The 24,982-nt window shown below is 77.0% G+C and carries 26 protein-coding genes and 1 tRNA gene; 11 read left to right on the top strand and 16 right to left on the bottom strand.

The window, feature by feature from the left end:
- Positions 1–186 precede the first annotated feature (186 nt).
- Positions 187–1,209: a LacI family DNA-binding transcriptional regulator gene (locus tag ACI79R_RS20995; protein WP_456575672.1), complete on the top strand. Its 1,023-nt coding sequence runs from the start codon at positions 187–189 to the stop codon at positions 1,207–1,209.
- A 12-nt stretch (positions 1,210–1,221) separates the two neighbouring features.
- Here ACI79R_RS20995 and ACI79R_RS21000 read toward each other — a convergent pair whose 3' ends face one another.
- From ACI79R_RS21000 to ACI79R_RS21010, 3 genes are read right to left on the bottom strand one after another with little or no spacing between them, the layout of a single operon-like run.
- Positions 1,222–2,427 (bottom strand): M20 metallopeptidase family protein, encoded by a 1,206-nt coding sequence (locus tag ACI79R_RS21000; protein WP_456575616.1) that lies wholly within the window; start codon positions 2,425–2,427, stop codon positions 1,222–1,224.
- A 31-nt stretch (positions 2,428–2,458) separates the two neighbouring features.
- On the bottom strand, positions 2,459–2,965 hold the full coding sequence (locus ACI79R_RS21005) for a pirin family protein (RefSeq protein WP_456575617.1): 507 nt from the start codon (positions 2,963–2,965) through the stop codon (positions 2,459–2,461).
- Positions 2,962–3,666: a phosphatase PAP2 family protein gene (locus ACI79R_RS21010; RefSeq protein WP_456575618.1), complete on the bottom strand. Its 705-nt coding sequence runs from the start codon at positions 3,664–3,666 to the stop codon at positions 2,962–2,964. The genes ACI79R_RS21005 and ACI79R_RS21010 overlap by 4 nt, the downstream gene beginning before the upstream one ends.
- 44 nt (positions 3,667–3,710) lie before the next feature.
- Here ACI79R_RS21010 and ACI79R_RS21015 point away from each other — a divergent pair, with 44 nt between their 5' ends.
- From ACI79R_RS21015 to ACI79R_RS21040, 6 genes are all read left to right on the top strand, one after another.
- Positions 3,711–4,889: a PucR family transcriptional regulator gene (locus ACI79R_RS21015; protein ID WP_456575619.1), complete on the top strand. Its 1,179-nt coding sequence runs from the start codon at positions 3,711–3,713 to the stop codon at positions 4,887–4,889.
- A gap of 263 nt (positions 4,890–5,152) precedes the next feature.
- Entirely contained in the window at positions 5,153–6,355 is a 1,203-nt protein-coding gene (locus ACI79R_RS21020; protein ID WP_456575620.1) for an acyltransferase domain-containing protein, read from the top strand.
- Positions 6,352–7,320 (top strand): beta-ketoacyl-ACP synthase III, encoded by a 969-nt coding sequence (locus tag ACI79R_RS21025; protein WP_456575621.1) that lies wholly within the window; start codon positions 6,352–6,354, stop codon positions 7,318–7,320. Before ACI79R_RS21020 ends, ACI79R_RS21025 begins: the two co-directional genes overlap by 4 nt.
- A gap of 87 nt (positions 7,321–7,407) precedes the next feature.
- Positions 7,408–7,647 carry an acyl carrier protein gene (locus ACI79R_RS21030; RefSeq protein ID WP_456575622.1) on the top strand — a complete coding sequence of 80 codons (240 nt, stop codon included), beginning with the start codon at positions 7,408–7,410 and terminating at the stop codon, positions 7,645–7,647.
- A 50-nt stretch (positions 7,648–7,697) separates the two neighbouring features.
- Positions 7,698–8,936 carry a beta-ketoacyl-[acyl-carrier-protein] synthase family protein gene (locus ACI79R_RS21035; protein WP_456575623.1) on the top strand — a complete coding sequence of 413 codons (1,239 nt, stop codon included), beginning with the start codon at positions 7,698–7,700 and terminating at the stop codon, positions 8,934–8,936.
- A gap of 15 nt (positions 8,937–8,951) precedes the next feature.
- The gene (locus ACI79R_RS21040; RefSeq protein ID WP_456575624.1) at positions 8,952–10,364 is read left to right on the top strand and encodes an acyl-CoA carboxylase subunit beta; all 1,413 of its coding nucleotides are present in this window, start codon (positions 8,952–8,954) and stop codon (positions 10,362–10,364) included.
- 177 nt (positions 10,365–10,541) lie between these two features.
- Here the strand turns inward: ACI79R_RS21040 and ACI79R_RS21045 are convergent, their stop codons facing one another.
- Together ACI79R_RS21045 and ACI79R_RS21050 are read right to left on the bottom strand one after the other, a co-directional pair.
- Positions 10,542–11,042: a DUF3145 domain-containing protein gene (locus tag ACI79R_RS21045; RefSeq protein WP_456565584.1), complete on the bottom strand. Its 501-nt coding sequence runs from the start codon at positions 11,040–11,042 to the stop codon at positions 10,542–10,544.
- Positions 11,043–11,395: 353 nt separating this feature from the next.
- A complete protein-coding gene (locus ACI79R_RS21050; RefSeq protein WP_456575625.1) occupies positions 11,396–12,526 on the bottom strand; it encodes a GGDEF domain-containing protein in 1,131 nt (376 codons plus the stop codon).
- Positions 12,527–12,630: 104 nt separating this feature from the next.
- Between ACI79R_RS21050 and ACI79R_RS21055 the strand changes: the two genes are divergently transcribed.
- Entirely contained in the window at positions 12,631–13,524 is an 894-nt protein-coding gene (locus ACI79R_RS21055) for a maleylpyruvate isomerase N-terminal domain-containing protein (protein ID WP_456575626.1), read from the top strand.
- A gap of 6 nt (positions 13,525–13,530) precedes the next feature.
- Here ACI79R_RS21055 and ACI79R_RS21060 read toward each other — a convergent pair whose 3' ends face one another.
- Complete coding sequence (locus ACI79R_RS21060; RefSeq protein WP_456575627.1) at positions 13,531–14,745, bottom strand: M23 family metallopeptidase; 1,215 nt, start codon at positions 14,743–14,745, stop codon at positions 13,531–13,533.
- A 269-nt stretch (positions 14,746–15,014) separates the two neighbouring features.
- The gene (locus tag ACI79R_RS21065) at positions 15,015–15,653 is read right to left on the bottom strand and encodes an AAA family ATPase (protein WP_456575628.1); all 639 of its coding nucleotides are present in this window, start codon (positions 15,651–15,653) and stop codon (positions 15,015–15,017) included.
- Between the two features lie 137 nt (positions 15,654–15,790).
- Here ACI79R_RS21065 and ACI79R_RS21070 point away from each other — a divergent pair.
- A tRNA-Ile gene (locus ACI79R_RS21070) sits at positions 15,791–15,864 on the top strand.
- Between the two features lie 7 nt (positions 15,865–15,871).
- On the opposite strand, the gene ACI79R_RS21075 is transcribed toward ACI79R_RS21070, so the two are convergent.
- Positions 15,872–16,255: a hypothetical protein gene (locus ACI79R_RS21075; RefSeq protein ID WP_456575629.1), complete on the bottom strand. Its 384-nt coding sequence runs from the start codon at positions 16,253–16,255 to the stop codon at positions 15,872–15,874.
- Between the two features lie 105 nt (positions 16,256–16,360).
- Between ACI79R_RS21075 and ACI79R_RS21080 the strand changes: the two genes are divergently transcribed.
- Positions 16,361–16,966 (top strand): scramblase, encoded by a 606-nt coding sequence (locus ACI79R_RS21080; RefSeq protein WP_456575630.1) that lies wholly within the window; start codon positions 16,361–16,363, stop codon positions 16,964–16,966.
- Between the two features lie 7 nt (positions 16,967–16,973).
- On the opposite strand, the gene ACI79R_RS21085 is transcribed toward ACI79R_RS21080, so the two are convergent.
- Positions 16,974–18,152: a PucR family transcriptional regulator gene (locus tag ACI79R_RS21085; RefSeq protein ID WP_456575631.1), complete on the bottom strand. Its 1,179-nt coding sequence runs from the start codon at positions 18,150–18,152 to the stop codon at positions 16,974–16,976.
- Positions 18,153–18,269: 117 nt separating this feature from the next.
- Here ACI79R_RS21085 and ACI79R_RS21090 point away from each other — a divergent pair, with 117 nt between their 5' ends.
- On the top strand, positions 18,270–18,578 hold the full coding sequence (locus ACI79R_RS21090; RefSeq protein ID WP_456575632.1) for a hypothetical protein: 309 nt from the start codon (positions 18,270–18,272) through the stop codon (positions 18,576–18,578).
- 6 nt (positions 18,579–18,584) lie between these two features.
- Here ACI79R_RS21090 and ACI79R_RS21095 read toward each other — a convergent pair whose 3' ends face one another.
- From ACI79R_RS21095 to ACI79R_RS21125, 7 genes are all read right to left on the bottom strand, one after another.
- Positions 18,585–19,922 carry a DUF2254 domain-containing protein gene (locus ACI79R_RS21095; protein WP_456575633.1) on the bottom strand — a complete coding sequence of 446 codons (1,338 nt, stop codon included), beginning with the start codon at positions 19,920–19,922 and terminating at the stop codon, positions 18,585–18,587.
- Positions 19,919–20,368: an STAS domain-containing protein gene (locus ACI79R_RS21100; protein WP_456575634.1), complete on the bottom strand. Its 450-nt coding sequence runs from the start codon at positions 20,366–20,368 to the stop codon at positions 19,919–19,921. Before ACI79R_RS21100 ends, ACI79R_RS21095 begins: the two co-directional genes overlap by 4 nt.
- An 81-nt stretch (positions 20,369–20,449) precedes the next feature.
- Positions 20,450–20,764 carry a TraR/DksA family transcriptional regulator gene (locus ACI79R_RS21105; protein ID WP_456575635.1) on the bottom strand — a complete coding sequence of 105 codons (315 nt, stop codon included), beginning with the start codon at positions 20,762–20,764 and terminating at the stop codon, positions 20,450–20,452.
- 375 nt (positions 20,765–21,139) lie between these two features.
- Complete coding sequence (locus ACI79R_RS21110) at positions 21,140–21,310, bottom strand: CsbD family protein (protein ID WP_456575636.1); 171 nt, start codon at positions 21,308–21,310, stop codon at positions 21,140–21,142.
- A gap of 40 nt (positions 21,311–21,350) precedes the next feature.
- Positions 21,351–22,289, bottom strand: coding sequence for a DUF1353 domain-containing protein (locus ACI79R_RS21115; RefSeq protein ID WP_456575637.1), 939 nt, complete (start codon positions 22,287–22,289; stop codon positions 21,351–21,353).
- Between the two features lie 22 nt (positions 22,290–22,311).
- Complete coding sequence (locus ACI79R_RS21120; RefSeq protein WP_456575638.1) at positions 22,312–22,974, bottom strand: response regulator transcription factor; 663 nt, start codon at positions 22,972–22,974, stop codon at positions 22,312–22,314.
- Positions 22,971–24,947 carry a sensor histidine kinase gene (locus ACI79R_RS21125; protein ID WP_456575639.1) on the bottom strand — a complete coding sequence of 659 codons (1,977 nt, stop codon included), beginning with the start codon at positions 24,945–24,947 and terminating at the stop codon, positions 22,971–22,973. Before ACI79R_RS21125 ends, ACI79R_RS21120 begins: the two co-directional genes overlap by 4 nt.
- Positions 24,948–24,982: the final 35 nt, after the last annotated feature.

The raw sequence follows: 24,982 nt of genomic DNA on the forward strand, positions 1-24,982 counted from the left end.
CCCTGGACCCCAGGCCCGGGCGGCCCCCCGGCGGCGCGCACACCCCCCCCCCCCCCCCCCGGGGGGGGGGGGGGGGGGGGGCGGCGCGTCCCGGCGCCCCCCCCCCCTCCGCTCAGCCACCCCGGTCGTGCCAACCTGTCTGCAACGCGGCCGCAGCGGCGGCCAGGACAGCCAGGAGCAGCGGTGATGACGACGGGTGGGCGCACCTCCCCGACCCTCGACGAGGTCGCGGTGCTCGCCGGCGTCTCCCGGGCCACGGTCTCGCGCGTGGTGAACGACTCCCCGCGGGTCAGCCCGGAGGCGCGGCGCGCGGTGCAGGAGGCGGTGGCGCAGCTGCGCTACGTGCCCAACCGCATGGCCCGCAGCCTGGTCACCCGGCGCACCGACACGATCGCGATGGTCCTGTCGGAGTCGAACATGCACTTCTTCTCCGACCCGGTCCTGTCCACCCTGGCCCACGAGCTCTCGGCCCGGTTCGGCGACACCGACCGGGCCCTGGTCATGCTGTCGGCCCGCAACCGGCGGGAGCAGGAGCGGGTCGGCCGCTGGGTCCGGCAGGGCCACGTGGACGGCGTCGTGCTGGTGTCGCTGCACAGCCAGGACCTGCTGCCCCGCGCGCTGCAGGAGTCCGGCGTCCCCCACGTCCTGCTCGGCCGGCCGCTCGACGGCAGCGAGGCCGCCTACGTCGACGTCGACAGCGTGGCCGGCGGGCGGACCGCCACCGAGCACCTCGTCGGCCTCGGCCGGCAGCGCATCGCCACGGTGACCGGCCCCCTCGACCAGGTCGCCGGCATCGACCGCTACGCGGGATACCAGCAGGCGCTGGCGGCCGCGGGCCTGCCGCACTGCCCGGAACGGGTGGCCGAGGGCGACTTCACCGAGGGCGGCGGGGCCCGGGCCATGACCACCCTGCTGGAGCGGGCGCCGGACCTCGACGCGGTCTTCGTCGCCTCCGACCTGATGGCGCTGGGGGCGCTGCGGGTGCTGCGCGGCGCCGGCCGGCAGGTGCCCGCGGACGTCGCGGTGGTGGGGTTCGACGACTCGGCGGTCGCGCCCAGCGCGGAGCCGCCGCTGACCACGGTGGCGCAGCCGATCGACGAGATCGGCCGCCGGATGGCCGAGCTGCTGCTGCGCCAGATCGAGGGCCAGGCCGAGGGCGTCGAGACCTGCCTGTGCGACACCCGCCTGGTGGTCCGCGCCTCGGCCTGAGGCCGGGGGCGGTCAGCCGGCCAGCGCCTGCAGCGCCATCCGCGCGTAGAGGGCCACGCCCGCCGGCAGCGGCGCCTCGTCGAAGACGACGAGGTTGGAGTGGTTGGCCGGCGCCGTCGCCGGGTCGACGCCCGGCGGGCGGGCGCCCAGCCACGCCATCGCACCGGGCACCCGCTCCAGCACGTAGGAGAAGTCCTCGGCGCCCATGAGCGGCGCGCGCATCGGCGGCACCGCCTCCGGCCCCAGCAGCTCGGCGGCGGCCGCGGCCACCTGCGCGGCGGCCCCGGCGTCGTTCACCGTCACCGGGTAGCCCTGCTCGTGCCCCCACTCCAGCGTCATCTCGTGCGCGGCGGCCACGTGCTCGGCGACCCGCCGCACCGAGGCGACGACGTCGGCCCGCCGCTGCGGGGACAGCGTGCGGATCGTGCCCTCCATGAACGCCGAGTCGGGGATGACGTTGTTGGTCGACCCGGCGGCGATGTGCGCGACGGTGACGACGGCGGGGTCGAAGACGTCGACCCGGCGGGTGACCATCGACTGCAGCGCCAGCACGATCTCCGCGGCGACCGGCACCGGATCGGCCGCCGCCGCGGGCTCCGAGGCGTGCCCGCCGCGGCCGTGCACCGTCATCCGCCACTGGTCGGCCGCGGCCATGATCGGGCCCGGCCGCACGTGCACCGTGCCGCTGGCCAGCGTCGAGGAGACGTGCAGGGCGAACGCCCCGCTCACCGGCGCCTCGGGGACGACGTCGAGCAGGCCCTCCTCCAGCATGTACCGCGCGCCGTGGAAGCCCTCCTCCCCCGGCTGCACCATGAACACGACCTGGCCGGCGATCTCGTCGCGGCGCTCGGCCAGCAGCCGGGCGGCGCCGAGCAGCATCGCCACGTGGGTGTCGTGCCCGCAGGCGTGCATGGCGCCGGGCACCTCGGAGGCGAAGGGCAGGCCGCTGTCCTCCTGCACGGGCAGGGCGTCCATGTCGCCGCGCAGGAGGTAGGTGGGCCCGGGCCGCGCGCCGCGGAGGACGGCGACCACCGACGTCGTCGTCCGGCCGGTGCCGATCTCCACCGGCAGGTCGGCCAGCGCCTCGAGCACCGTGGCCTGCGTGCGGGGCAGGTGCAGCCCGATCTCGGGCTGGCGGTGCAGCCGGCGGCGGAGGTCGATCGTGCGGTCGGCGTCGGCGGTGGCGGCGGCGAGCAGCTCGGCGGCGCTGGAGGGCATGCCCCCACTCTCCCCGATCCGCTCGGGCCGATCAGTCCCAGGCCCAGGCCGGGCGCGTGGTCTCCAGCTGCCACACGACCGCGGGGCCGGCCCCGCCCACGACGGCCGGCTCGCCGGCCACCGCGATGCGCAGCCCCTCCGGCGCCTCCCCCGGCCCCACCCACAGCCGGGCGTCGGGGCGGCCGAGGTCGACCCAGCCCGCCGCTCCGCGCACGACGTCGTGCGCGGGCGCCGCCCCCGGGTCGGCGCTGCGCAGGTAGCACTGCAGCACCCGCGCGCCGCCGTCCCCGGCGACCTCGTCGTGGTCCAGGCCGGCGCCGGCGCGCAGCACCGCGACGTCGCCGGCGGTCATCTCCACCCCGCTCCCCCAGGCGTGCCGCAGCGACCCCGCAAGCACGACGGCGACGACGTCGACCGCGCGGTGCGCGTGCCGGCCGTACCCGGCGCCGGGTGCCAGCCGGTCGTCGGCCAGCCGGAGCAGCGGGCCCAGCGAGCCGTCGTCGGGCGCCAGCAGCACCCGCGAGTCCAGGCCGGTCACGGCGCCGGCTCCGCGACCCGCGGTCGGGCGCGCACGGCGCCGCGGCCACCGGGCAGTCCGTCGGCGACCAGGGCCAGGGCGAGGGTCCAGGCGATGCCCAGCGACCACCCGCCGAGGACGTCGGAGAGGAAGTGGACGCCCAGCCACATGCGGGTCAGCCCGACCAGCAGCACCAGCGCGACGCCGGCGGCGAGCACCCACCGCCGCGCGCGCCGGCGCAGCAGCGGCCAGGTGACGACCAGGGCCACGACCACGAGCGTGGCGATCCCCGAGGAGTGGCCGCTCGGGTAGCTCAGCCCCCCGTAGCTCAGGCCCCCGCCCTCGAACGCCGGGCGGGCCCGTCCGATCAGCTCCTTGAGCCCGACGGTGAGCGGGCCGACCAGCAGCGCGGCCGGCACCGACCAGGCCAGCGTGCGCCAGGCACGGCGGGCGGCCAGCCAGCCGAACAGGGGCAGCAGCGCCAGCACCCGGAACCAGGTGACCCCCGGGGTGGTCAGGACGTCGAGCAGGCCGCCGACGAGCGGCGAGCGGTCGTCGCCGGCGTAGAGCGCGTCGCTGACCGCCGTGTCGAGGCGGATCTGGGGGGCGAAGTCGGTGAGCACGCCGGCACCGAGCACGGCCAGGACGCCGACCCCGCCGACCACCGCGGCGAGGGCGCGGCTGCGGCTCCGGCCGGGCGTGCCGTCGGGAGGGAGGTCCACCGCCCCACTCTCCCCGACGCCGGCGCGCGTGACACGCTGGGCGCGTGTCCTCCCGGGTGAGCAGCCGCCCGCCGTCGGCGGCGACGCTGCGGCGGCTGGAGCGCGCCTCGGGCTCGCTGGCCACGCAGGCGGTGGCCCGCATGGACGAGGAGCTGTCGTGGTTCCGCACCATGCCGGCCGACCAGCGGTCCTGGGTCATGCTCGTCGCGCAGGCCGGCATCGCCTCGCTGGTCGAGTGGTGCCGCAACCCCGGCCGCCCGCCCCGGCTGACCGGGGAGGTGTTCGGTGCCGCGCCGCGCGAGCTGGTGCGGGCGGTGCCGCTCAAGCAGACCGTCGACCTGATCAAGGTGACCGTCGAGGTCATGGACGACCACGTCGAGACCGTCGCCGAGCCCGGGGACGCCGACGCGCTGCGGCTGTCGGTGCTGCAGTTCAGCCGCGAGGTCGCCTTCGCCACCGCGCACGTCTACGCCGCCTTCGCGGAGAACCGCGGTGCGTGGGACGCCCGGCTGGAGGCGCTGGTCGTCGACGCGCTCGTCCGCGGCGAGCGCTCGGAGGAGCTGCCCGGGCGGGCCGCCGCGCTGGGCTGGGCGTCCATGAGCCCGGTGACGGTGCTGGTCGGCGCCGCGCCGCCGGAGGGCGACGTGCACTCCACCATCCGGCGGGCCGCCCGCTCGCTGCGCAGCGAGGTGCTGGTCGGGGTGCACGCCGAGCAGCTGGTGGTGGTGCTCGGCGGGGCCGACGAGCTCACCGGGGTGGCCGACCGGGTGGCCGACGAGTTCGGTGCCGGGCCGGTGGTGGTGGGCCCGGTGGTCGACCGGCTGAGCCAGGCCGGCGAGTCCGCCGCCGCGGCCCTGGCCGGGCTGCGCGCCGTCGCCGCCTGGCCGCAGGCCCCGCGCCCGGTCCCGGCCGACGCGCTGCTGCCCGAGCGCGCGCTGGACGGCGACCCCGCCGCCCGCGCCGCCCTGGAGGAGCGGGTCGCCGCCCCCCTGCGCGCCGCCGGCGGGGAGGTGTTGGAGACGGTGCGCGCGGTGCTGGCCAGCGGCGGCAACCTCGAGGCCAGCGCGCGCACGCTGTTCGTGCACCCCAACACGGTGCGCTACCGGCTCAAGCGGGCGCTGGAGCTGACCGGCCTGTCGGCCACCGATCCGCGCGGGAGCTGGACGCTGCAGGTGGCGCTGGCGCTGTCCGAGCTGGCGGGGGCGCGCTCGCTCTGGCACTGAGGGGTCGCGGCTGCAGATGATCAGGGTCCCTGGTCATCCGGGGTCCTCCCCGGCGGTGCACGGTCCGGGAAGACGCCGCACGATCAGGGTCCCTGATCATGTGGGCCGCCCGCGGGGAGCGGGGTCGTGTGCTCTCCACCACTGGACCGGCTCCCCGGGCTGCTCGGCCACGCTGACTTTGTGGAGACCCTCCAAAGACCACCGGTGTGCTTTCGTGCCGCTCCCCACCCGCGCGGCTCCGGCATCCCTGGCACGGTGGACACGTGCTGGCCGTCCTCGCCCCCGGACAGGGTGCCCAGAAGCCCGGGATGCTCACCGACTGGCTCGACCTCCCCGGTGCTGAGTCCTTCTTCCGCTGGGCCGGTGCGATCGCCGACGCCGACCTGCTGACCCTCGGCACCACCGGCGACGCCGAGGCCATCAAGGACACCGCGGTCACCCAGCCGCTGGTCGTCGCGATGAGCCTGTTCATCGCCCGCGAGCTGGGCGGCCTGCCCGGCCCGGTGGTGCACGCGCCGGCCGCCGGCCGCGACGTGGCGATCACCGGCCACAGCGTCGGCGAGCTCACCGCCGCGGCGCTGGCCGGGGTCCTGTCGGTGGAGGCCGCCATCGCGCTGACCGCCGTCCGCGGCCGGGCCATGGCCGCCGCCTGCGCGCAGACGCCGACCGGCATGTCCGCCGTCCTCGGCGGCGACCCCGCCGAGGTGCAGGCCGCGCTGGAGCGCCACGGGCTGGTGGCCGCGAACCACAACGGCGGCGGCCAGACCGTCGTCGCCGGCCCGCTCGACGGGCTCGAGGCGCTGCGGGCCGAGCCGCCGGCGAAGGCCCGTGTGATGCCGCTGTCGGTGGCCGGCGCCTTCCACACCGAGTACATGGCCTCGGCGCGCACCGAGCTCGAGGGCCTGGTCGGCGGAATCCGCCCGGCCGACCCGAGCCGGCTGCTCCTGTCCAACGCCGACGGCGCCGCGGTCACCACCGGCGCCGAGGCGCTGTCCCGCCTGGTCAGCCAGGTCACCAGCCCGGTCCGCTTCGACGCGTGCCTGGCCACGCTGCGCGAGCTGGGTGTCACCGCCGCGATCGAGCTGCCCCCGGCCGGCGCGCTGGCCGGCCTCGCCAAGCGCGAGTGGAAGGGCGCCGGCATCGAGATCCTCGCGATCAGCTCCCCGGCCGACCTCGACCGCGCCCGCGAGCTCATCGACGCCGAGCGCGGCCGGGCCGAGGCGCAGTACGCCCCCGACTGGCGGATGGTCGTCGCCCCGGTGCGGGGCACGGTGAGCCCGGCCGCGATCGCCGAGGGCACCCACCTGCCGGCCGGCACCCCGCTCGGCTGCATCCGCAGCCGCCGCGAGGAGGTCAACGTGTCGGCCGGCTACGACGGCGTCCTGGCCGAGTGGCTGGTGCACGACGGCGACCTCGTCGACGCCGGCGACCCCCTCGCCCGTCTCTACCCGGAGGTGTCCGCGTGACCTCGATCCAGCTGAAGACGGGCTCGCCCGGCGCGCGCATCCTCGGGATCGGCGCCTACCGCCCCCGCCGCCGCGTCACCAACGACGAGCTCGCGCAGGTCATGGAGACCAGCGACGAGTGGATCCAGAGCCGGGTCGGCATCGCCGAGCGCCGCTGGGCGTCGGAGGACGAGACCCTCGTCGAGATGGCCGTCGCCGCCGGCGGCAAGGCGCTGGCCGCCAGCGGCCTGGCGCCCGGCGAGATCGACATGGTGGTGCTCGCCAGCGCCAGCCTCCGGGCGCCGATCCCCGGCATCGGTCCGCAGGTCGCCCACCGGCTGGGCATCCCCCGGCCCGGCGCGTTCGACCTCAACGCCGGCTGCGCCGGGTTCTGCTACGCGCTGGAGATGGCCAACAACGCCATCCGCACCGGCTCGGCCCGCAACGTCCTGGTCGTCGGCGCCGAGCGACTGACCGACGTCACCGATCTCACCGACCGGTCGACCGCGGTGATCTTCGCCGACGGCGCGGGGGCCGTGGTCGTGGGCGCCAGCGACGAGCCGGGCATCGGCCCGGTCGCCTGGGGCAGCGACGGCGACCAGTACTCCGCCATCGAGATCGCCGCCGGCCGCAGCACGATGACGATGGCCGGCCAGGCGGTCTACCGCTGGGCCACCACCAAGCTCACCGCGGCGCTGACCGAGGCGATGGAGAGCGCCGGCGTCGGCCCCGAGGACATCGACGTCTTCGCCCCGCACCAGGCCAACCTGCGCATCGTCGAGTCGATGCACAAGCGGCTGGGCTTCCCCGAGCGCACCGTCGTCGCCCGCGACATCGTGCAGTCGGGCAACACGTCGGCCGCGTCGATCCCGCTGGCGCTGAGCGCGCTGCTGGAGTCCGGCGAGGCCAAGAGCGGCGACCTCGCCCTGGTGCTCGGCTACGGCGCCGGGCTCACCTTCGCCGGCCAGGTGCTCCGCCTGCCCTGATCCGGTGCACCGGGCGCCCGCCCGGGTACCCCACGACCCCCGCGCCGGGACTCCCCGCCGCGGACGACGAGAAGAGAGGACCCACGCGTGAGCGAGGACATCCAGACCGGTCTGGCCGAGATCCTGGAGGAGGTCGCCGGGGTCGCCCCTGCCGACGCCACCCCGGAGAAGTCGTTCACCGAGGACCTCGACGTCGACTCCCTGTCGATGGTCGAGATCGCCACCGCCGTCGAGGACAAGTTCGGCGTCGCCATCCCCGACGACGAGCTCGGCAACATCAAGACCGTCGGCGACGCGATCAGCTACATCCAGAACAACAAGGCCTGAGCCCCGCCCCGGCCGCCCGGCCCGCCGTCCCGTCCCAGGAGGAACTCCGCATGAGCAGCACCGCCGACGTCGTCGTCACCGGACTCGGGGCCAGCACCCCGCTCGGAGGCGACGTCGCGAGCACCTGGGACGCACTGCTGGCCGGGCGGTCGGGGGTCAGCCGGATCACCGACGACTGGGTGAGCGAGTTCCCCGCCCAGCTCGTGGCCCGGCTGGCCGTCGACCCGGCCGAGTCCCTCGACCGGGTGCGCGCCCGCCGGCTGGACCGCAGCCAGCAGGTCGCCGTCGTCGCCGCCGAGGAGGCGTGGCGCAGCTCCGGCGCGGCCGACTCCGGCGTCGACCCGGAGCGGATCGCCGTCGTGTTCGGCACCGGCATCGGCGGCGCGCTGACCCTCCTGGGGCAGGACGACGTCCTGGAGGAAAAGGGCCCCAAGCGGGTCTCCCCCTTCACCATCCCCATGCTCATGCCCAACGGTCCCGCCGCCGCGGTGGGCCTGGCGGTCGGCGCCAAGGGTGGCGTGCACGCGCCGGTCAGCGCCTGCGCGTCCGGCGCCGAGGCGATCCGCTGGGGGCTGGACCTGCTGCGCTTCGACCGGGCCGACGTCGTCCTGGTCGGCGGCACGGAGGCCTGCGTGCACCCGCTGCCGATGGCCGGCTTCGCCGCCATGCGCGCCATGTCCACGCGCAACGACGAGCCCGAGCGGGCCTCCCGCCCGTTCGACAAGGCCCGCGACGGCTTCGTGCTCGGTGAGGGCGCCGCGGCGCTCGTGCTCGAGCGCGCCGACGCGGCCGCCGCCCGCGGCGCCACGGTGCACGCCCGGCTCGCCGGTGCCGGCGCCACCGCCGACGGCTACGACCTGGTCGCCCCGCACCCCGAGGGTGAGGGCGCCGCGCGGGCCATCGGCGCGGCGCTCCGCGACGCCGGGCTCACCCCGGCCGACATCGGCCACGTCAACGCGCACGCCACCTCCACGCCGGTCGGCGACACGGCCGAGGCCGCCGCGATCCGCTCGGCGATCGGCGAGCACGTGCTGGTCACCGCCACCAAGAGCCTGACCGGGCACCTGCTCGGTGCCGCCGGTGCGCTGGAGTCGGTGTTCACCATCCTCGCCCTGCGCGAGCAGGTGGTGCCGGCGACGGCCAACCTCGACGACCCCGACGACGACGCCGCGGTCCAGGCCCTCGACATCGTCCGCCGCGAGCCGCGGCGCGCCACGCTCACCGCCGCCGTGAACGACTCCTTCGGTTTCGGCGGCCACAACATCGCGCTGGTGTTCACCACCGCCTGAGGCCCAGGAGGCCCTGTGACGGCAGTCCAAGCGGCACCCACCCTGCCCAGCCCCGACCCCCGCGATCCGGAGGACCGCCTGCAGCGGTTCTTCGACGCGGGCTCGATGACCCTGCTCGCCGCCCGGGACACCTCCGGGGTGATGGCCGCCCGCGGCACCGTCGACGGCAGCAGCACGATCGCCTTCTGCACCGACGCCACCGTGATGGGCGGGGCGATGGGCATCGACGGGTGCCGGCACATCGTCGACGCCATCGACACCGCGCTGCGCGAGCGGCTGCCGGTCGTCGGCATCTGGCACTCCGGCGGCGCCCGGCTGGCCGAGGGCGTCACCGCCCTGCACGCGGTCGGCGAGGTCTTCGCCGCGATGGTGCGCGCCTCCGGGCGGGTACCGCAGATCTCGGTGGTGCTCGGCCCGGCGGCCGGTGGCGCCGCCTACGGCCCGGCGCTCACCGACCTGGTGATCATGGGTCCGGCGGGGCGGGTCTTCGTGACCGGTCCGGACGTGGTCCGCTCGGTCACCGGCGAGGACGTCGACATGGAGCGCCTCGGCGGGCCGGACACCCACGGCCGGCGCAGCGGCGTCGTGCACGTGGTCACCGACACCGAGCCTTCGGCGCTGGAGACCGCGCGCCAGGCGGTCGCGCTGCTGGCCGCGCAGGGCAGCTTCTCCCCTGCCGAGGACCAGGCCGAGGTCGACCTGCGGGCGCTGCTGCCCGAGGCGCCGCAGCGCGCCTACGACGTCAAGCCGCTGATCGCCGCGGTGCTGGACGAGCCGGGGCTGGAGCTGCACCCGCGGTTCGCGCCCAACGTCGTCACCACGCTGGGCCGGCTGGCCGGGCGCACCGTGGGCGTCATCGCCAACAACCCGCTGCGGCTGGGCGGCTGCCTGGACTCCGCGTCGGCGGAGAAGGCGGCCCGCTTCGTGCGCATGTGCGACGCGTTCGGCGTGCCGCTGGTCGTGCTGGTCGACGTGCCGGGCTACCTGCCCGGCGTCGGCCAGGAGTGGGACGGCGTCGTGCGGCGCGGCGCCAAGCTGCTGCACGCCTTCGCCGAGGCCGTGGTGCCGCGGGTGACGCTGGTGACCCGCAAGTCCTACGGCGGCGCCTACATCGCCATGAACTCCCGGTCGCTGGGCGCGACCGCGGTGTTCGCCTGGCCCGGCGCCGAGGTCGCGGTCATGGGCGCCAAGGCCGCGGTCGGCATCCTGCACCGGAAGAAGCTGGCCGCCGTCCCGCCGTCCGAGCGGGAGGCGCTGCACGCCCAGCTGGCCGCCGAGCACGAGCGGATCGCCGGCGGGGTCAACCGGGCGCGGGAGATCGGCGTCGTCGACGACGTGGTCGAGCCGTCGGTCACCCGGCGCCGCCTGGTCGAGGCGCTGGCCGCCGCGCCGTCCGGCCGCGGGGCGCACGGCAACATCCCGCTGTAGCCCGCACACGCACGAGGGCCCGGTACCGCGACCGCGGTACCGGGCCCTCGTGCGTCCCCGACGGGAGTGACCGCCCGGGCGCCGCTTCCCCGACGACGCCCGGACGACCGGGTTCAGGCTACGACGGACAGCCGGTGGAGATCCCGCCGTCGTGCCCGGATCGTGATGGAGCCGTCCTCAGACCACCTGGTGCAGCCAGGTGATGGGACTGCCGTCGCCGGCGTGCCGGTAGACCTCGAGGTCGGCGTCCCAGGCCGCACCGAGGAGCTGGTCGACACCGTGGCGGAACGCCTCGGCCGAGGTCGCCGTCGCCGCGAGGTGGCGCAGCTGCTGCTCGGTCACGATGAGGTCGCCGTTGGCGCTCGTCGGGGCACGGAAGACCCCGTGCCCGGGCACGTAGGACATGCGCTCGCCGTCGTTGCCGTGGCTGGCCTCTTCGGTCACCTCGAAGCGCAGCATCGGCCACGCGCGCAGCGCAGCGACCAGCTTGGCGCCCGTACCGGGAGCACCGGTCCAGGCGACCTCAGCACGGTAGGAACCGTGCGCCGCGGGCTGGTCGGCCCACGACAGGGAGACCGGCGCGCCGACGACGCGTTCGAGCGCCCACTCGACGTGCTGGCAGAGCGCCTTCGGGCACGCGTGCACGAAGACGACACCCTGGGTAGACCGTCGCTGCACGAGGCACCTCCATCGACTCGATCGGTCTCGTCTTCCCCAACGGACGATCGATTCGGTGACAGGCTGTGTTCGGCGGTCCGGGACCAGGCGTCCCTCCACCAGTGTGCACGATGGTCCCCCCATCGCGCCAGTGCGGGGGCGCCGGATGGGTCACATGTGACGGATGGTGACCGCCGTAACCATTCCGTGCAGGTCAGCGGCCTTACCACGGGCAGCCTACCGTCGTCCACCGCCGTCGTCGTGCGTACGGCGCGGCATGCGCGAGTCCGGCGCGTCGTGTCGTCCCCCCGACCGATCCGCGGCCCGCACCGGGCCACTCCGATGACGGAGAGTGACGAAAGGGAGGGCGTCGGCTACTCGGCGACCGCCGCGGCGACCCGGTCGCCACCTGCGGCCTTGGCCCGGTACATGGCTGCGTCGGCCCGCAGCAGCACCTCGTGCTCGTCGTCGCCCGGGCGGACGGCGGTGACCCCGACACTGGCGGTGACGCCGGCCCTCGCCCCGACCCCTGCGACGCCCGTGCGGATCCGGTCGGCGAGCACCTCGGCGTCGGCCGGGTCGCCCACCGTGGCGAGGACGGCGAACTCGTCGCCACCGAGCCGGGCGATGCTGTCGGTCTCGCGCACCGCGGCGCCGAGGGCGACGGTCACGGCCCGCAGGACGGCGTCCCCGGCGGCGTGGCCGTCCCGGTCGTTGACGCTCTTGAAGCCGTCGAGGTCGACCAGGCAGACGACCGCGGTGCCGTCGTCGCCGCCGGTGTCGATCGCGGCGTCCAGCCGGTCGAGGAACGCCCGGCGGTTGAGCGCCCCGGTGAGGGGGTCGGTCGCGGCGAGCAGCTCGTGGGTGCGCAGCAGGAGCACCGAGCGGTCGTAGGCCTCCCACTGGTTGGCCGACGACATCGCGCAGAGCATCGTGAAGGCCGCCATGACCGCGAGCAGGAAGAAGCCGTAGACCGACGGGGCCGGCAGCACGGCGAGCAGCAGGTACGCGGCGGACATGAACGCGCCCATCGCCACCACGCCGTAAGGCGGATAGGCGACGGCCATGAAGCCGAGCGTGAGGAACAGCAGGCAGAACAGCGGGCTGGAGCTGCCGCCGTCGAAGCGGGCGCCGACGGCCACGAGGACCGCCGTCCCGACCGTCCAGCCGTAGAAGAGCAGCGGGCCGCGGGAGTCGCGCATCATCTCGGCCAGGGGAAGGAGCAGCACGAGCGGCACGGAGACGATCGCGATGCCGGCCGCGGCGAAGAGGACGGGGTGCAGGTGCCCGGCCGTGGGCGTGACCAGCGCGTAGCCCACGACGGTCCAGGCGGCGACCTCGGTGAGCAGCACGCCCAGCCGCACGTGGCGGATCCAGTACCGGACCCGGTCGTCGTCCCCGGCCAGCGGGCGGTACAGCCCGCTGCGTACCCGGGCGAGCGCCCGCCGCGCGCGCGGTCGCCGGGCCCGGCCCGCGCGCCGCTCCGGCGGCTGTAGTCGCTCCACGGATCGGACATCGACGCGCCGGCCCCTCCCCTTGACCGGGGCCTCCCTCCTCCGGGTGGGCCGGCTCACGCCTCGGCGGCGGCGAGCGGGGTACGGGGCCGGGCATGCGATCGCACGGGATGGCCGACGCCGGGCGGGAGCGCGTCGGCGGCATGGTGCTCGAGGCGTGGGACGCCTTCCTCGCGCAGGCCGAGGCGGTCGACCTCGACCGGCCGACCCGGCTGCCCGGATGGCGGGTGCACGAGGTGCTGGTGCACCTGGGCTGCTGGGACGACCACACCGCGCTCGCCGACCTCATCGCCTCGGCACGGGCCGGCGGCGCCGGTACGCCCCCGGACGTCGACGGCACCAACGCGCGCGTGACGGCGGCGCACCGGGACGCCGCGCGCGAGGAGGTGCTGGCGGGGCTGCGCCGCAACCGGGAGGCGACCGCCCGCTACCTCGCCGAGGAGCCCGTCGAGCTGGACACCGCGCCGACGGTGGCGACGGTGGGCACGCTGCCGCTGCTCAGCGTCGTCCTCGGGCAGGCCTACGAGCTGGCCGTGCACGGCCTGGACCTCGCCGCGGCGGGGGCACCGCCCGTGCCGGCCGGCGTGCTGCACTCCGGTCTCGCGGCGCTGGCCGACGTCACCGGGGCGCTGGCGGCCGGGCAGGGCATCACCGGGGGCGCCACCCTCGTCGGCCCCGGCGGCGGCTGGGCGTTCGCCGCGGACGGCGCGGGCTGGACCGTGCGCGAGGTGGCCGCGGGCGACACTGCCGGCACCGCGGTCGAGGCGCCCGCCGACCTGCTGCTGGAGGCGGCGTCGGGCCGGGTCAACCCGGTGGTCGCCCTGGCCCGCCGTCGGCTGCGGGTGCACGACCTGGGCGGCCTGCTGGCGCTCGCGCCGATCGTCTCGGTCGCGCCGGGCATCCCCGGCGGGCCGATCCTCGCGCTGGCCGCACGGACCGTCGGCGGGGCCGGCGGGCTGCTCGGCCGGCTGCGCGGGCGCCGTCGGTAGACGCCGCTAGCAGGCGCCGCCCAGGGAGATGCCGAGGGCGCTCAGCCACGGCACCGGGTCGGTGCGGCTGGCGTAGAGCCCGCCCTGGTGCACCTCGAAGTGCAGGTGCGGACCGGTGGACTGGCCCCGGTTGCCGACGGTGGCGATCTGCTGGCCGGCGACGACGACCTGCCCGGCGCCGACCAGGAACCGGTCGACGTGCCCGTAGAGGGTGATCGAGCCGTTCGGGTGCTGGAGGTAGACGGCCTGGCCGAAACCGCTGGCCGCGCCGGCCTGGAGCACCACGCCGCCCACCGGCGCGTAGACCGGGGTGCCGATCGGGGCGGCGATGTCGACGCCGTAGTGCATGGTGCCCCAGCGCGAGCCGTAGCAGGAGGTGACCCGGCCGGTGGTCGGCGGCACCGCTCCCCCGGAGGCCGAGAGCGTGCCGGCACCGGTGGCCTGCGACGCCGCCCAGGCCGCCTCGGCGTCGGCGATGCCCTGCAGGCGGAGCAGCTCGATCTGGGCGTCGCGCAGCTGCGCGTCCAGAGCCGCCTTCTCCGCGGCCAGGGAGTCGAAGTCGGCCTGCGCGGCGGCGAGGTGGGCCTCGGCGGCGGCCTGCGCCTCGGCGGCGGTGCGCGCGGCGGCGTCGCGCTCGGCCACCGCGGCCCGCGCCTGCGCCTCGGCCGCGGCCACCTGGGCCTCCACCGTCTCGAACTCGGTGAGCACGGCGGCGCGTTGCTCGCCCAGCACCTCGAGGGTGGCCGCGCGCTGCAGCAGCTCCTCGGGGCTGGACGAGTCGAGCAGGAGGGCGACGTCGCCGTAGCGGTCGCCGGTGCCCATGTAGGCCTCGCGGCCGACGTCGGCGACGCCTTCCTCAGCGGCCGCGACGTCGGCCTGCGCGGCGGCGAGCTCGGCCGCGGCCTGGTCGGCCCGGCCCTGCGCGGCGGCCAGCTCGGCCTGCGCCACCAGGGCCGCGTCCGCGGCGGCCTCGGCCTCCACGGTCATGCGCTGCAGCTGCTCCTCGGCCGCGCGCACCCGATCGGCCAGCTGACCGACCTGTGCGGCGAGGTCGGCCTGGGCGGCGGAGGCCGCGGCGACGTCGTCCGCGGGTGCGGCCAGCGCCGGCAGCGGCGCGCCGAGCAGCGCGACCGCGGCGCCGGCGGCGAGCACGGCGGTGCGCAGGCGACGCCTCGGCGAGCGCCGGTCGGCCGGACCGGGATGGTGGTGCGGGCTCGCCAAGAGGTGCGCTCTCCGTTCGTCGTCCCCGCCGACCCGAGTGGGGGGCAGGGCCCGCCGAGGTCCCCGGGACGAGGAGCGCAGCCCGGCAGGACCGGGCGCGAAGTTACCCGGGATCGGGCTCCGGGTCACGATCGAGTAACTCCCGCGGCGCGTCGCCTTGCCCTTTCGGGTGAGTTCCGGCTACCCCAAGTGAGCAGGTGGGTGCGCTGAGCGGCCGCCGGACCGAGGCAGCGCGGGTCCCGGCCGGCGCGCGGCCGATGTGACGGACCTCACGCCGACCACCGGGTGGCCGGCACCCCGGCCGGCACCGGCGCGGCCGGACCGAGCAGCTCGGCGGCCGTCAGCCGGTCGGCGCCGGCCCGGTCGACCACCAGCGCCGCCGGCTCCTGCCGCACCCCCGCCCAGCGTGCGGTGTGCCGGGCCATGCGGCGCGCCGGGACGGTGCGGCGCCGGGCGTCCTGACCGGCCCGGGCCTGCCCGGCCGGGACGTCGACCAGCACCAGCCGCAGCGGCCGGCCGGAGCGGCGTGCGGCCCGCTCGACCGCGCGCCGCCAGAGCGGCCGGGTCCAGGGATCGGGGAGGACGACGACCGGTGCGCCGCCCGCCAGTGCGCGTAGCACCCGGGCGCGGTGCCAGATGTGGGCCACCGGCCGGAGCACCGGATAGGGCACCCGCGGCGCACCCCGCCGCAGCCGGGCGGCGACCTGCTCGGCGTCGAGCACCCGGACCCCGGGAGTGCTGTCGGCGTCGGGACCGAACAGCCGGCGGACGAGGGTGGTCTTGCCGCTCCCCGGCAGGCCGGCGACGACGACCAGTTGCCCGGCGCCGGCCGCCGCCGCCCCGCTGCGGACCGGCGGCCGGAGGCCGAGGGCGAGCAGCAGCGCTGCCGGCACGAGGAAAGCGGTCATCCGGCGCTCCGCGGGGTCGACGACGAGGTCGACCTCGACGGTGGCCCGGGGAGTTGCGGTGTGCCTGGGTGCCGGCTGGGGATCGGCTGGACGCCCCGGCGTCCAGCCGCGCGCCGCATGGCAGGCTGAGGGCGTCGGGGGCGGTAGCTCAGCCGGTCAGAGCATGGGACTCATAATCCCTGGGTCGTGGGTTCGAGCCCCACCCGCCCCACCGCTGGTCAGGGCAGTCGGCGGACCTCCGGCCGGCCGTGCTCGAGGAAGGTCAGGAACTCCCGGGCGTCGAGCATGTACAGCACGCTCTCGCCCTCGGGCTCCAGGCCGTACCGGCGGACGCCGGCGCGCCGCCACTGCGGCACCTTCTCCTGCAGTTCCGGCAGGGTGAACCGCATCGGGAACTCGTCCGCCTCGGCGCCGGGCTCGTTCTCCTCCCGGGCCCGCGACTCGGAGATCCAGAGCGGGAGCATCGTCGTCCCGTTGTGGTCCTCGCGGTGGAGGGGCCCGTCGTCGGTCCCCCAGGCCCAGAGCTCCCCGCCCTCCAGGACGGCGTGCCGCAGCTCGCGCATCCGCCGGCTGCGAGGACTCGCGAAGCGGTCGTCGGTCACCCCGGCATCATCGCGGCCGGCGGGTCGGCGCGAACGGCTCCGGCCGTCGCCCGACCGGGTGGATCCCGCCCCCCGCCGACCCGGGACGCGGCTACGGTCCGCGCCATGTCCGAGGTCCGGCCCGAGCCGCTCGCCCCCGCGGGTCTGCTGCAGCAGGAGGTCCTCGCCGTCGGCGTGAAGACCCGCCTGGCCGAGCTCGCCCGCTTCCCCGTCCACGACGGCGCGGGCCGGGAAGTCGGCAGCGTCACCTGGGACGGCCGCGGCTGGCTGGACACCGTCAGCCCGATGCGCCGGCGCACGGCGGGCCTGGAGGCCCGACTCCCGCAGACCCTCCTCGTGAGCGACGCCGGTGGGCCCGTCCTCGTCCTCACCCGCCCGGAGATCGGGTGGGACAGGGTCCTGCTCCGGGTGGCGCGCCCCGGCGGGCGCGAGGTCGGCAGCGTCGCGGCCTCCCTCTGGCGCGCGAGGTACCGGCTCCACGCCGGGGGGCGCCCGGTCGGCACGGTCCGCCGGGTCCCCGGACGCGGATGGGGCCGGCCCGGCTACGTGGTCACCGGCCTCGACGGCGCGGAGCTGGCCCGCGTCACCCCGGAGGCCGGCCGGCACGTGACCGAGCTGCGCCAGCCCCTTCCCGAGCCGCTGGCTCCCCTCGTGGTCGCCGTCGCGCTGACCGTGGACACCGCGCTGACGACGTACGGCCGCCTGGGCTGACCGCGTCCTACTCGCTCGGCAGCGGCCGCCCCGGCCACTCCAGCAACCGGGCTCCCAGCACCGCCGCCTGCAGCGAGAACCGCTGGTCGGGACGGGACACCCGGTAACCGGTCAGCTGGGCGACCCGGTCCAGCCGGTAGGTCACCGTGCGCACCGAGACGTGCAGCCGGCGGGCGGCCTCGGTGGCCACGTCACCGGCCTCGAAGTACGCCCGCAGCGTCTCCAGCAGCACCTGCGCACCCCCGCGGGCCTGCTCCAGCGGCCCGAGCACGTCGCGCACGAGGTCGGCGATGGCCGGCTGGTCGCGGCCCAGCACCCGGTAGACCAGCAGGTCGCGCGAGTGGACGACGCCGTCCTCCGATCCCAGCCGCTCGGCCAGGGCCAGCGCCTCCCGCGCCTCCTCGTAGCTGCGCGGCACGCCCCAGACGCCGGGGAACGCCCGCCCCGCGGCCACCTGCCACCGCCCGGCCACCCGCAGCCGGGCCAGGTCGGCCTGCACGACGCTCCCGACGTCCGGGCCCCCCGCGGCACCGGGGACGAGGACGACCACCCGCCCGTCCTTGGTCGCCACCAGTACCTCGCGGTCGCCGAACCGGTCGACGACCGCCCGCTCCAGCACGGTCGCCACCCGCGCCACGTCGCAGGCGGCCGACCGCGGGGCCACCAGCGCCACGTGGTGCGCCGTGCCGAAGTCGATGCCGAAGGGCTCGGCCCGCTCGACCATCCGCGAGACGTCGGCGTCGCCGCGCAGCAGGTCGTCGACGAACTCCGCCCGCAGCGCCTCCTCCCGGCGGATCATGTCGCGCCGCTCGGACTGGTGGCCGTCGACGAGCACGCCGACGGCGTCGTCCAGCACCCGCAGCACCGTCTCGGCGGCGGCGCGCACCTTCTCCGGGTCGTTCGAGCGCTCGACCACCGGCAGGTGCCGCCACAGCCGCCAGGCCGCCGACAGGTAGAGGTCGACGGCCTGCCGCGCGCCGACGCCCCGCGCCGCCGCCTGCCGGCCCTGCTCGCGCACCGCCTCCAGCGCGACCGCATCCGGACGGCGCCCGTGGACGGCGGCGTCGGCGAGCATCCCGAGGTACTCGCCCAGCAGGTCCGGCGGCGCGTGCACCGCGTCGCCCGCCGCGGCGCCGACCGCCGCCAGCCAGTCGCCGTGCGCCGCTGCCCGACCGCTCCGCGTCACGGCTCCTCCTCTCACGTTGCCGGTCACCGGCAAGGCCAGCCTGCCCCATCCGTCCGGCGAGCGCGATGGTCGAGGATGCCGTGCGACGGCGATGCTGGGCACCGGCAAGGAGGTGCCGTGCTCAGCGAGGCCGAACAGCGGGTGTGGGACGACGTCGTCGACCGGTTCCGGACCGAGGAGGCCGCCGAACCGCCGCGACGCCCGGTGCGCGGACGGCTCGCGGACCTGCCGACGTCGGTCCGTGTCGGCTGCTGGGCAGCGGTCCTCCTGCTGCTCTTCGGCGCGGCGCCCCCCGCCGCGGCGGTGGCCGTGGCGACCGCCGCGGGATGGGCGCTGTGGCGCTGGTGGCCGCGGCTGGGCGAGCTGGGCTCGGCGACGTCCTGGCCATTCAGCGGCGCCGCACCGCCGCGACCCGGACCGCGCTGACTCCGCTCAGGCCCACCGGGCGCTGTGGTCGGCGGGGTCGGTGCCGGTGGCGATCGCCTCCAGCCGGGCCAGGTCGGCCGGGTGCAGCCCGGGCGTGCCGCGCAGCGCGTCCAGCAGCAGGTCGGCCTGCCGGTGCAGCTCCGGCAGGTGCTGGGGCCGGCCGGCCTCCCGCACGTGCCCCTCGAGCATGCGCAGCACCCGCAGCAGCGCCGCGGCGACCTGCGGCTGGGTCGGGGCGGCCTGCCGCAGCTGGTCGAACCCGTGCGCGACGAGCTCGTCGCCGGACAGCTGCCAGGGCCGCAGCAGCAGCCGCCCGTCCCGGCCCGCCACCGCGTCGGCGGGGCCGTCGGCGAGCAGCAGCCGGCGGAGCAGGCTGCCGATGCGCAGCACCACCTCGACCGCGGTCGTGGGGTCGTTGATGGCGGCGCTCAGCGCCCGCAGGCCGATGTCGACCAGCTGCCGCAGCGCGAAGTCGACGTCGCTCTGCATGGTCCGGACGTCGTCGACGAGCACCGCGGCCGCCAGCCGCCCCGCCACCCGGTCGGCGTCGGCCGGCACCGGCCACACGGTCAGCAGTGGCTCCCCGGCGTGGACGTAGGCGCCGGTGCGGGTGTCCAGGCGCACCGTCGTCCCGGGCCCGACGGCCCGCAGCAGCCGGTCGCTGGGCGCCTGGGTGATCCAGCCGTCGCGCGGCGCGGGCACGGTCAGCACGCCGCCCCCGTCCGGCGCGGTGCGGGCGGTGGCCGGCCGCTCGGCACGGACCTCGCGGGCGGCCGCCCGCAGCACCTCCTCCCCCTCCTCCGAGATGCGGCGGACGACGTGGCCGACCTGCAGCCCGTGGGCCAGGTGGTCGAGGTGGGCCACGATCAGCAGGACGGTGGCCACGGTGAGGACCACCGCGAGGGTCAGCGAGATGCCGGGCGCCGGCCCGGCGCCGTCGCCGTCCACCCGGCGCAGCACCAGCACGCAGTAGACGAACGTGGCGACCAGCAGCCCGATGACCACCTGGCTGAGCCGGTCGCGGATGTAGGAGCGCATGACCCGCGGGCTGAACTGGCTGCTGGCCAGCTGCAGGCTGACCACGGTCAGCGAGAAGACCACCCCGGCGGTGGTGATGGTCGCGCCGGCCACGGTGCCGAGCAGCCAGGTGGCGGTGCTGCCGGCCATCGTCAGCGTGAGGGGGACGGCGCGCTCCCCCAGTGCCTCGTCGGCCGCGCCGGCGGCCTCGGCCAGGCCGATGCCGGCCAGCACGAGCAGCGCCGGGAGCGCGAACAGGCTCTCCCGGAAGCGGTAGGCGGCGGCCGCGGCGCGCATCGGCAGCGGCGGCCGCGCGGCCCGCCTCACTGCCGGATCCGGCGGTGCCTCCGTCCCGGCCGGCGGACCTGCGACGGCCGCGGACCGGACGCGCGCGGCCGGAGGACGTCGGCCGGGTCGACGGGCACGACGTCGGCCAGGCCGGTGAGCTGCAGCGGCCGGAGCACCTGCCGCCGCCCGCCGGTGCGGACGGCGAAGCGGGCACCCCGCGCGCGGGCGCGGCGGTGCGCGCGCGCGAGCACTCCGACACCGGCCGCGCCGAGGAAGGTCATCTGGCCGAGGTCCACCACGACCTCGCGCACCTGCGGCCGGCCGGTCTGCGACTGCAGGCAGATCTCCAGCGCCGGGATGGTCCAGCTGTCGACCTCACCGGCGACGTCGACGACCACCCGGCCGGGCCGGCGGCTCCGCCGGGTGGTGACCGTCAGCAGTCGCCGGGCCTCGGGGGTGGTCCGGGCGGTGGGGGTGTCCGGCACGAGCGGCTCCGGGGTTCGGTGCCGCCCGCCGGCGACGGGACCGGTCGCCGGCGGGCGGGAGCGGGGCGCGGGGCGCGCCGGTCAGCGGGCCTGCTGGCAGCTGACGCAAGAGGCCGCGAAGGGACGGAACTCCAGACGCTCGGCGGGGATGGCCGAACCGCAGCCCGTGCACACGCCGTAGGTGCCGGCGGCGATCCGCTCGAGCGCGGCGTCGATCTCCTCGATGGTGCGCAGCAGGGCGGCCGCGCGGCTGACCGCGACCGGATCCGGCAGCGAGGTGGCGGTCTCGGCCAGGGCGAGCTCCCGCTGCCGGACGCAGTCGGCGCGCTGGGTCTCCAGCAGCTGCCGGAAGGCTGCCCGATCGGGAGTCGGGATGGCAGGGACGAGCGTGGTCATGGCGAACTCCAGGGATACGAGAAACGCGCCCCACCAGGAGGTGGGACGCGCGGGACGAGAGCCGGGGACCGGGATGGTCGGGCTCTCGCCGGCGGCGCCCGGTCCTGGCCGCGCCGGAGCACGTCCGGCCCGCGGAAGCCGCGGGACGACCGGGCGGGCCCGGTCGTCGGCAGGATCGGCACGGCCACCAGGCCTCCCCTCTCCGCCGACGGTCAGGACGGCCCGGGTGCGGCGACTGCCGCCCTCCGCGGGCCCGGCCCCACGGTGCCCGCTCCCCTCGTGGCCGGACAACGGCAGCCGCCGGTCAACTGCGGGTACCTCAGGTTGCCGGGAACCGGCAATCCCCTCACGTCGGGACGAGCGGTGCCCGCCGCCTCACTTGAAGGCGTCCTTGATCTTCTCGCCGGCCTGCTTGAGGTTGCTCGTCGCCTGCTCGCCCTTGCCGCGGGCCTCGAGGTCGGGGTCGTCGGTCGCCCGGCCGAGGGCCTCCTTGCCCTTGCCGGCCAGCTGGTCGATCTTGTTGTTGATCTTGTCTCCGGTGCTCATGCCGTACGGGTACCCGCTGCCGGGTCCGCGGCACACCCGCTCACGGGCGGGGGAAGACGGTGCCGGCCACCGGCCAGGGCTCGTCCATGACCGCCTGCACCACGTCGTCGCCTCGCGAGACGCGGCCGGCCCCCGCATCGGGAGCCGGCCGCGCCCGCCGGTAGGCGCCGGCCAGCCCGGACAGCGGGACGACGAGCAGGCGCAGCAGCAGATCGGCGGCGAGCAGCAGGCCCCGGACCGCCAGCGTCACCGCGACGACCGGCGCGAAGAGCGGCACCGCCGGCAGCGCCACCAGCGCGGCACCCAGCAGGCTGCCCGCCGCCGGCGGCCGGAACGACCGCGGCGCCGCCGGGCCGGCGGCCGCGTCGAAGCGCAGCGGCGGCTCGACGGCGCGGACGACGGCCAGGAGCACGGTCAGCGCGGTGAGCGCGACGGCGGCGATCGCCGGCCAGCGCGGGGCGGGGCCGGCCCACGCCGTCCAGGCCCACCAGCCGTGGACGGCGGCCGCCCAGGCGAGCGCGACGACGCCGAGCGGCGGGAACGAGAACAGCCGGATGCCCGACCACATCGCCCAGCGGGTGGCGATGCCGGCCCGCGCCTCGTCGCGCAGCATCCGGCGGAAGAGGGCGTCGGCCCAGCGCCGCAGCGCGGGACCCCCGAGCTCCTGCCGCTCGGCGACGGCGCAGAGCCGGTCGTGCAGCAGTGCCGGCATGGTGTGGCTGCCGTAGCTGGACAGCACGCCCCACAGGAACGGCGGCACCGACGCCAGGTCGGTGGTGTCGCCGGCCCGGACCTCCAGCGCCGCGTCGGGCGGGCGCACCCGGGCGGGCGGGCGACCCGGGTACGCGTAGCGGAACCCGGTGAGGACGCGGAACTCCGTCCGGGCCCAGAAGCGCACGGGCACCGGCGCCAGCTGGCGGAGGTCGACCTCGCGGGTCTCCCGCCAGCCGCCGTCGGGGTCCTGCTGGAGGAACGGCACGTCGGCCCCCTGCTCGGCGCGGTCAGGCCGGCGGCACGCCGAGGCCGGGCGCCGCGCCGCCCAGCCCCGCGTCGCGGGCCCGCGCCACCGCCTCGGCCCGGCTGGACACCTGCAGCTTGGCGAACACCGTCGAGACGACGTTGCGCACCGTCTTGTCGGAGAGGAACAGCCGGCCGGCGATCTGCCCGTTGGTCATGCCGGTGGCCATCAGGCCGAGGATCTCCCGCTCCCGGTCGGTCAGGTCGGGGAAGGCGGCCAGGGCGTCGCCGCGGGGATCCAGCCGGGACAGGGCACCGGCGACCCCGCGGCCGAGGATCGTCTCGCCGTCGGCCACCGCCTCGATCGCCCGGGCGATCTGCGCCCGCGTCGCGCCCTTCACCAGGTAGCCCCGGGCACCGGCGCGCAGTGCCGCGGCGACCGCGTCCTGGTTCTCCACCATCGTCAGCACGAGGACGGCGGTGCCCGGCAGCTGCTCGACGATCCGGGCGGTGGCGTCCAGGCCGTTGCCGCGCGGGAGGTGCAGGTCCATGAGGACGACGTCCGGCCGGTGCTCGAGCGCGGCGGCGACCGCGGCCTCGGCGTCCTCGGCCTGAGCGACCACCGAGGCCCAGTCCAGCGAGTCGACCAGGGCCACCAGCCCCTCGCGGAACATCGGGTGGTCGTCGACCACGAGCACGCTGGTCATGCCGGCTCCGCCGGCAGGGTGGCCCGCACCGTCGTCCCGCGGCCGCCGGTGACCACGCACGTGCCGCCCAGCTCCGCCGCCCGCTGGTGCATGGAGCCGAGCCCCACACCGGCCGGGGCACCCGGGCGCACCCCGACGCCGTCGTCGGCGACGCACAGCTCCAGCACGCCGTCCCGGCGCGCGATGGTCACCTGCGCCGACCGCGCCCGCGCGTGCCGCGCCACGTTCGTCATCGCCTCCCCCACGATGCGGAAGGCTGCCACCTCCGCCGCGGCGGGCAGCTCGCCCAGGTCGTCGGGCGCGTCGACGGTGACCTCGATGCCGGCGTCGGCCAGCCGCGCGGCGTGGGCGCGGACCGCGCCGACCAGGCCCAGGTCACCGAGCGCGGCCGGCCGCAGGTCGTCGACGATGCGGCGTACCTCGGCCACCGTGCTCCGCAGGTACTCCGCGGCCTGGTCGAGCATCGCCCCGGCGCGCACCGGGTCCGCCGGCACGAGCTCGGCGACCGCCTCCAGCTGCATGGCCGTGGCGGCCAGCCCCGGACCCAGGTCGTCGTGCAGGTCGTGCCGCAGCCGCCGCCGCTCCTCCTCCCGGGAGGTCACGATCGACTCGCGGGAGCGCTGCAGCTCCTCCTGCAGGAGCACCGCGTGCGCCGCCTGCGCGGTCTGCCGGGCCAGCTCCTCGACCATCGAGCGCAGCCGGGGGCCCAGCCCGCCGGCCGGCAGCCCGACGTCCAGCGCGCCGACCGTCCGGCCCTGGTGCACCAGCGGCAGCGTCTCGACCTCGGTGGCGGCGTCGCCGGCGACCACCGGGCCCCGGCCGGGCAGCCGCAGCGCCACGTACGGCAGACGCAGCGTGCTGGCGAGCACGTCGACGACCCCCGGCAGCACCTGCGACGGCGCCGTCGCCGAGTCCACCCGGCGGCCCAGCTCGGTGACGACCACGCCCGGCTCGACCGCGGCGCCGTAGAGCAGCCGGTTGACCCCGCGCTCGAGCACGTCGCGCGCGGGCTGCACGCCCACCGCGGCGAGCAGCAGCACGACGACGTCGGCCTCGGGGCCCAGCCCGCCCAGCGCCCCGCGGGCCAGCACGAGCAGCCCGCCGTAGAGGGCGAGGGCCAGCAGGCTCATGCCCAGGTAGACGAGGGTGTGGCCGAGCGCCGGGTCGAGGTCCCACAGCCGGGTACGTGCCAGGGCCCAGGCCACGGCGGCCGGCAGCGGCAGCAGGGCCAGGGCGATGCAGAGCGTCTGCGCCGCGGGCACCGCCCACGCCAGCGCCAGCAGCAGCACCGTGCCCAGCGCGCCGGCCAGCACCCACAGCACCTGGTCCCGGTCCCGGCCGGTGCTGCGCCGCAGCCGCACCACCAGCGACGCCACCCCGAGGGCCGTGGCGGTGAGCACCAGCAGCAGCGAGGCGCCGACCACCGACCAGGCGCCCTCGATCCCCACCGGGTTGGTCAGGGCGCCGTAGGCCGCGGGCACCGGCTGGTCCTGCTCGTCGTAGGGCGTGACGGCCCAGCCGATCGGCGCGAGGACGGCGGCCAGCGCGCCGACCCCGGCCGCCAGGCGCCACCCGCGGCCGGGCAGGGGACCCGACGGCAGCAGGTGCAGCAGGAGCGCGGGCACCGGCACGTAGGAGGGCACCCACAGCCAGGTGGAGATCCAGTAGGCGGTCGCCCCGAGGGCCGAACCGGGGTCGTCCGGCAGCAGCGCCGCGGCGAGGACGGCGGCCAGCGCCTCCCCGCCCCCGCAGACGCCGACGGCCAGCATCAGCCAGCCGGCCGGCAGCCGGGGGCGCTGGACGGCGACCACCGCACCCAGCCCGCCGAAGCCGACCGCGCCGGCCAGGCCCCAGACGACGGTGGCGGGGTCCGGATCGGCGACGGCGGTCAGCGAGAGGACCAGTGCCGCGACCGCGGCCGCCATCCCGGTGGCCGCGGCGGCGACGGCGACGGCGGCTCGGGCGCGGGGCACCGCGACATGGTGGCAGCGCAGCTGTCCCGGACCCC

Source organism: Blastococcus sp. SYSU D00820, from assembly GCF_054050695.1.

Bases quoted from the DNA above. Each gene is read 5' to 3' on its own strand.
- ACI79R_RS21000 (WP_456575616.1), bottom strand. From the start codon at position 2,427: ATGCCCTCCAGCGCCGCCGAGCTGCTCGCCGCCGCCACCGCCGACGCC.
- ACI79R_RS21110 (WP_456575636.1), bottom strand. From the start codon at position 21,310: ATGAGCACCGGAGACAAGATCAACAACAAGATCGACCAGCTGGCCGGC.
- ACI79R_RS21105 (WP_456575635.1), bottom strand. From the start codon at position 20,764: ATGACCACGCTCGTCCCTGCCATCCCGACTCCCGATCGGGCAGCCTTC.
- ACI79R_RS21080 (WP_456575630.1), top strand. From the start codon at position 16,361: ATGTCCGAGGTCCGGCCCGAGCCGCTCGCCCCCGCGGGTCTGCTGCAG.
- ACI79R_RS21055 (WP_456575626.1), top strand. From the start codon at position 12,631: ATGCGATCGCACGGGATGGCCGACGCCGGGCGGGAGCGCGTCGGCGGC.
- ACI79R_RS21065 (WP_456575628.1), bottom strand. From the start codon at position 15,653: ATGACCGCTTTCCTCGTGCCGGCAGCGCTGCTGCTCGCCCTCGGCCTC.
- ACI79R_RS21120 (WP_456575638.1), bottom strand. From the start codon at position 22,974: ATGACCAGCGTGCTCGTGGTCGACGACCACCCGATGTTCCGCGAGGGG.
- ACI79R_RS21035 (WP_456575623.1), top strand. From the start codon at position 7,698: ATGAGCAGCACCGCCGACGTCGTCGTCACCGGACTCGGGGCCAGCACC.
- ACI79R_RS20995 (WP_456575672.1), top strand. From the start codon at position 187: ATGACGACGGGTGGGCGCACCTCCCCGACCCTCGACGAGGTCGCGGTG.